The organism is Mesorhizobium sp. M7A.F.Ca.AU.002.02.1.1 (genome assembly GCF_003998535.1).
In the GTDB taxonomy this organism is placed as follows: domain Bacteria; phylum Pseudomonadota; class Alphaproteobacteria; order Rhizobiales; family Rhizobiaceae; genus Mesorhizobium; species Mesorhizobium ciceri.
Map to the genome: position 1 here is coordinate 1 of NZ_RZPB01000497.1, position 4,623 is coordinate 4,623.

Here is a 4,623-nt window from a genome sequence, read left to right on the forward strand (position 1 = left end):
GGCATCTGGAGCAACTGACATGATCGCGAACCTTCTTCCCACTCTCATCTTCATTGCCGCACTTGGCTCAGGCGTCGTCGGCGGCGTCTTCTTTGCTTTCTCCAGCTTCGTCATGCCGGGCCTCGCCCGAATGCCAGCCGCAAGCGGCATTGCCGCGATGAATTCCATCAACGTCACAGCGGTGACGCCGCTGTTCATGACAGCACTGTTCGGCACGGCTCTCGTCTGCATCGTTGTCGCCATCGGTGCGGTGATCGGCTGGAACCAGCCAGGCTCGCTCTGGCTGGTTGCCGGCAGCCTGCTCTATCTCATCGGCATCGTGGTGGTGACGATGATCTTCAACGTCCCGCTCAACGATGCGCTCGCCGCCCTCGATCCGGCCAGCAGCAATGGCGCAAGCCTGTGGTCGCGCTACCTCGACGAGTGGGTGATGTGGAACCATGTCCGCACCATCAGCGGCATAGCCGCGCTGGCATCCTTCTGGTTCGCCGCGCGTTGAAAAGGATGGATGGAGCCACCGATGAAGGATCAATATTCGAATATGGCCTTCGGCATGGCAATCGGAGTTGGTGTCGGTGCCGCGGTCGGCACCGCTCTGGATGACCTTCCGATGGGCGTCGCCGCGGGTATTGCGATTGGCGCCGCCTTCGGAGCGTGGCGACGCAAGTGACGGCAGCGCCGGCGGCCTCTACGCCTTTGTCTTCCGATCGGAATGACCGAGGTCGCGGTCCGGATCAATGACATCGCGGACCAGTTGCTTCAGCTTGGCCGCGTCCGGAAAACCGCCGTCGCGCTTGCGATCCCAGACAAGCACGTCATTGCAGGAAATGGTGAAGATGCCGCCGGTGCCCGGCACCAGCGTTACTTCGCCGAGGTCCGTGCCGAAGGTCGACAGCAGCTCCTGCGCCATCCAGCCGGCGCGCAACAGCCATTGGCACTGCGTGCAGTAGGTGATGCGGATGGCGGGGAGCACTCTCTCGCTCATGCCGGGCTGAGCTCCGCTCATGCCGCGCTGAGCTTGGCCATGGTCTCGTCGTCGACTTCGAAGTTGGCGTAGACGCTCTGCACGTCGTCGTCGTCCTCGAGCGTGGCGACCAGTTTCATCAGCGACTGTGCCCGCTCCTCGTCGACCGGAACGTTGTTCTGCGGCCGCCAGATCAGCTTCACCGATTCTGCCTCGCCGAGCGAGGTTTCCAGAGCCTTCGACACCTCACCGAGATTCTCGAAGGCGCAATAGATGGTGTGGCCTTCCTCGTCGGTTTCCACGTCGTCGGCGCCGGCTTCGATTGCCGCTTCCATGACCTTGTCGGCGCTGCCGGCCGATGCCGGATAATAGATCTCGCCGACGCGGTCCCACATGAAGGAAACCGAGCCCGTTTCGCCCATCGCGCCGCCGGCCTTGGTGAAGGCAGCACGCACATTGGACGCCGAGCGGTTGCGGTTGTCGGTCAGCGCCTCGACAATGACAGCGACGCCGCCCGGGCCATAGCCCTCATAGCGCACGGCTTCGTAATTCTCGGCATCGCCCATCGAGGCCTTGTTGACGGCGCGCTGGATGTTGTCCTTCGGCATCGACACCGCCTTGGCGTTCTGGATCGCCAGGCGCAAGCGCGGGTTCATCGATGGATCGGGCGTCCCGCTCTTGGCGGCGACGGTGATTTCGCGCGCCAGCTTGGAAAACATTTTAGACCGCACCGCATCCTGGCGGCCCTTGCGGTGCATGATGTTCTTGAACTGTGAATGGCCAGCCATGGCACCCCTGTCGTCTTCTCGGCTAGAGCATCGCGAAGCGAAGTGATCTGACCTCGTCTTCCGCAATGCCCGAATTCAAAATTTCAGAGCGTCCCAGGTGCACCTCTTGGAAGCACGGCGTTCTCTGTCGGAATGGCCGGCTTATAGATAAATCGGCTCAATTCGTCCAGCCGCACCGCGCATGCGGCGCAAGACGTGACCTGCTGCGGCCGCTCACGCCTCGAGGTCCGACTTCAGTCGGTCGATGATGCTGAGCGCATGGCCGGCATACTGGCTGATCCAGCGGTCGTGGATCTGCTTGATCGGCAGCGCGTTGAGATGGTTCCAGCGCTCGCGGCCGTCGCGCCGCGCAACGATCAGGTCGGCCTCCTCCAGCACCTTCAGATGCAGCATGACCGTGCAGCGATCGATATCGGGAAAGGCCTCGCACAGCATGCCGGTCGTCTTCGGCGCGTCCTTCAGCTGATCCAGCATTTCGCGCCGGCGCGGATGCGCCAGCGCCTTGAAAACATTGTCGTCTTGCGATCTGCTTGACATGTTATGTTTATATAACGTATCTTTGGACCGATCAAGGGAAGGAGCTGTGGATATGTCACTTGGATTCAGTGTTTCCGGACGCATCGGCAAGCCGGTCGCCGACGTCTTCGACGCAGTCGTCAATCCGAAGAAACTGAGCGGCTATTTCACCACGATCGGCGGCGCCAGCGCCCCGCTGGAAGCCGGCGCCGGCGTCGTCTGGTGGGGCAAGGTGCCGGTTGAGGTCGACGAAGTGGTCAAGGACCGCCGCATCGTGCTGCGCTGGGATGCCACCGATGAGGACGGCAAGCCGGCCTACAAAACCCGCATCGAGATGAACTTCGAACCGCTGGACGATGGCGGCACCTTCGTCACCATCGCCGAGAGCGGCTGGCAGGAAGGCGCGGTCGGCCTGAAGAAGTCCTACCTCAATTGCGAGGGCTGGTCGCAGATGCTGGCCTGCATGAAGGCCTATGTCGAGTACGGCATCAATTTGCGCGACGGTTACTACCGCAGCGAGATGAAAGGCGAACCCGCCAACGAGACCAATGTTTGAGCGACCCGACATCTGAGCAACCAGAAGGAAGAGGAGGCCTTTGCGATGAAGAAAGTAACGCCATTCCTGATGTTCGAGGGCAAGGCCGAAGAGGCAATGACCCTCTATTGCGAGACCATTCCCGGCAGCAGCGTCCTCGACGTCACGAATTACGGCCCCGGCGAAGACGGTCCGCAAGGAACGGTCAAACTAGCGCGGGTGTCGATCGCCGGCCTGGAAGTCATGGTCTTCAACAGCCCCGTCCACCATGCATTCACCTTCACGCCATCGGTGTCGCTGTATGTGGACTGTTCCTCCGAGGATGAACTGAACCGAATTGTCGAGACGCTGGGCAAGGATGGCGCGTTCCTGATGCCATCGGACAATTACGGCTTCAGCCGCCGTTTCGCATGGCTAAACGACAGGTTCGGGGTCTCCTGGCAGATCAATCTCGCATGACTGGTCTGTGCAAGGGCGACCACCCTGCTGCTCTTGCCTCAATGCCCGCCGCCCGGCTTCTTGCGCCGCCGCGCCAGCATGTTGAGCCCCTCGACCAATGCCGAAAAGCCCATCGCCGCATAGATGTAGCCCTTGGGCACATGGTAGCCCATGCCGTCGGCGATCAGTGTCATGCCGATCATCAAAAGGAAGCCCAGCGCCAGCATGACAATGCTCGGGTTTTTGGCGATGAAGTTGGCCAGCGGCCCGGCCGCCAGCATCATCACGCTCACCGCCACGATCACGGCGATGTACATGATGGCGATCTCGTCGGTCATGCCGACGGCGGTGATGATCGAATCGATCGAGAAGACCAGGTCGAGCAGCAGGATCTGGAAGATCGCGCCGGCGAGGCTGATCTGCAGCGTCTCGCCCATCATCGTATCCTTGTGGTCGTCGGGATCGACCGTGTGATGGATCTCCTTGGTCGCCTTCCAGACCAGGAACAGGCCGCCGGCGATCAGGATCAGGTCGCGCCAGGAAAAACCATGGCCGAAGGCCGTGAATACCGGCGTGGTCAGCTGGACGATGATCGAAATGGTGGCCAGCAGCACCAGCCGCATGATCAGCGCCGCCGAGATGCCGAGCCGGCGGGCACGGGCCCGTTGTGCTTCCGGCAGCTTGTTGGTCAGGATCGAGATGAAGATCAGATTGTCGATGCCGAGCACGACCTCGAGCACAATCAGCGTCAGCAGCGCGACCCAGGCGGTTGGATCGGACACAAATTGAAAATGCGGCGCCAGGAATTCGATGAGCTGCATGGAGGTCGTCCCCTCTTTTAACGATCTAGAGCAGTGTCGCCGGCAGTTAGGTACTAAGCGTGCCTATATCAATGTCATGACCAGAAGGACGGTGCGGTTTCCTCCAGCCGCGGGCCGCGACGAAACGGCGCGATCCGCTCGGTCAGCCCGGTGCGGTCGGAAATATCGACGCCGACGCCGCACAAGGTCGCCGGTCCGGTCGCCGCTTCGAAGCGGCCTTTCGGCACTTTCGACAGGAACCGGTTGAGCGGCTCCTCCTTGTCCATGCCGAGCGAGGAATCATAGTCGCCGCACATGCCGGCGTCGGACATATAACCGGTGCCGCCATTGAGGATCTGGTGATCGCCGGTCGGCTGGTGGGTATGGGTGCCGACGACGAGGCTGGCACGGCCGTCGACGAAATGCGCGAAGCACATCTTTTCCGAGGTCGCCTCGGCGTGGAAGTCGATGATCACGGCATCCGCCTGCTCGCCGAGCGGACAGGCGGCAAGCTCGCGTTCGCCGGCCTGGAAGGGATCGTCGAGTTCGGGATGCATGAACACCCGGCCCATGATGTTGGCG

At 61.7% G+C, this 4,623-nt stretch carries 9 protein-coding genes; 4 read left to right on the forward strand and 5 right to left on the reverse strand.

Going from position 1 to position 4,623, the window contains the following annotated elements; all coding sequences use genetic code 11:
• Positions 1 to 19: 19 nt before the first annotated feature.
• Positions 20 to 499 (forward strand): anthrone oxygenase family protein, encoded by a 480-nt coding sequence (locus EN879_RS25030; RefSeq protein WP_127274313.1) that lies wholly within the window; start codon positions 20 to 22, stop codon positions 497 to 499.
• 21 nt (positions 500 to 520) lie between these two features.
• Positions 521 to 670 carry a hypothetical protein gene (locus EN879_RS25035; RefSeq protein WP_082826704.1) on the forward strand — a complete coding sequence of 50 codons (150 nt, stop codon included), beginning with the start codon at positions 521 to 523 and terminating at the stop codon, positions 668 to 670.
• 18 nt (positions 671 to 688) lie between these two features.
• On the opposite strand, the gene EN879_RS25040 is transcribed toward EN879_RS25035, so the two are convergent.
• The 3 genes from EN879_RS25040 to EN879_RS25050 form a co-directional block, all read right to left on the reverse strand.
• The gene (locus EN879_RS25040) at positions 689 to 985 is read right to left on the reverse strand and encodes a SelT/SelW/SelH family protein (protein ID WP_127224143.1); all 297 of its coding nucleotides are present in this window, start codon (positions 983 to 985) and stop codon (positions 689 to 691) included.
• A gap of 17 nt (positions 986 to 1,002) precedes the next feature.
• Positions 1,003 to 1,752 (reverse strand): YebC/PmpR family DNA-binding transcriptional regulator, encoded by a 750-nt coding sequence (locus EN879_RS25045; RefSeq protein WP_013529113.1) that lies wholly within the window; start codon positions 1,750 to 1,752, stop codon positions 1,003 to 1,005.
• A 213-nt stretch (positions 1,753 to 1,965) separates the two neighbouring features.
• On the reverse strand, positions 1,966 to 2,289 hold the full coding sequence (locus EN879_RS25050) for a helix-turn-helix domain-containing protein (protein WP_024502907.1): 324 nt from the start codon (positions 2,287 to 2,289) through the stop codon (positions 1,966 to 1,968).
• A 52-nt stretch (positions 2,290 to 2,341) separates the two neighbouring features.
• On the opposite strand from EN879_RS25050, the gene EN879_RS25055 reads away from it, so the two are divergent.
• Positions 2,342 to 2,824, forward strand: coding sequence for an SRPBCC domain-containing protein (locus EN879_RS25055; protein WP_063169205.1), 483 nt, complete (start codon positions 2,342 to 2,344; stop codon positions 2,822 to 2,824).
• Between the two features lie 45 nt (positions 2,825 to 2,869).
• Positions 2,870 to 3,262: a VOC family protein gene (locus tag EN879_RS25060; protein WP_063169206.1), complete on the forward strand. Its 393-nt coding sequence runs from the start codon at positions 2,870 to 2,872 to the stop codon at positions 3,260 to 3,262.
• Between the two features lie 38 nt (positions 3,263 to 3,300).
• Here the strand turns inward: EN879_RS25060 and EN879_RS25065 are convergent, their stop codons facing one another.
• A complete protein-coding gene (locus tag EN879_RS25065; protein ID WP_013529109.1) occupies positions 3,301 to 4,062 on the reverse strand; it encodes a TerC family protein in 762 nt (253 codons plus the stop codon).
• 74 nt (positions 4,063 to 4,136) lie between these two features.
• The coding region (locus tag EN879_RS25070; protein WP_206521000.1) for a YmdB family metallophosphoesterase at positions 4,137 to 4,623 on the reverse strand (487 nt) is incomplete at its 5' end.

What these genes read in the sequence shown, in the direction of transcription:
- EN879_RS25030 (WP_127274313.1), top strand. Translation starts at nt 20, where the DNA reads ATGATCGCGAACCTTCTTCCCACTCTCATCTTCATTGCCGCACTTGGC.
- EN879_RS25035 (WP_082826704.1), top strand. Translation starts at nt 521, where the DNA reads ATGAAGGATCAATATTCGAATATGGCCTTCGGCATGGCAATCGGAGTT.
- EN879_RS25040 (WP_127224143.1), bottom strand. Translation starts at nt 985, where the DNA reads ATGAGCGAGAGAGTGCTCCCCGCCATCCGCATCACCTACTGCACGCAG.
- EN879_RS25045 (WP_013529113.1), bottom strand. Translation starts at nt 1,752, where the DNA reads ATGGCTGGCCATTCACAGTTCAAGAACATCATGCACCGCAAGGGCCGC.
- EN879_RS25050 (WP_024502907.1), bottom strand. Translation starts at nt 2,289, where the DNA reads ATGTCAAGCAGATCGCAAGACGACAATGTTTTCAAGGCGCTGGCGCAT.
- EN879_RS25055 (WP_063169205.1), top strand. Translation starts at nt 2,342, where the DNA reads ATGTCACTTGGATTCAGTGTTTCCGGACGCATCGGCAAGCCGGTCGCC.
- EN879_RS25060 (WP_063169206.1), top strand. Translation starts at nt 2,870, where the DNA reads ATGAAGAAAGTAACGCCATTCCTGATGTTCGAGGGCAAGGCCGAAGAG.
- EN879_RS25065 (WP_013529109.1), bottom strand. Translation starts at nt 4,062, where the DNA reads ATGCAGCTCATCGAATTCCTGGCGCCGCATTTTCAATTTGTGTCCGAT.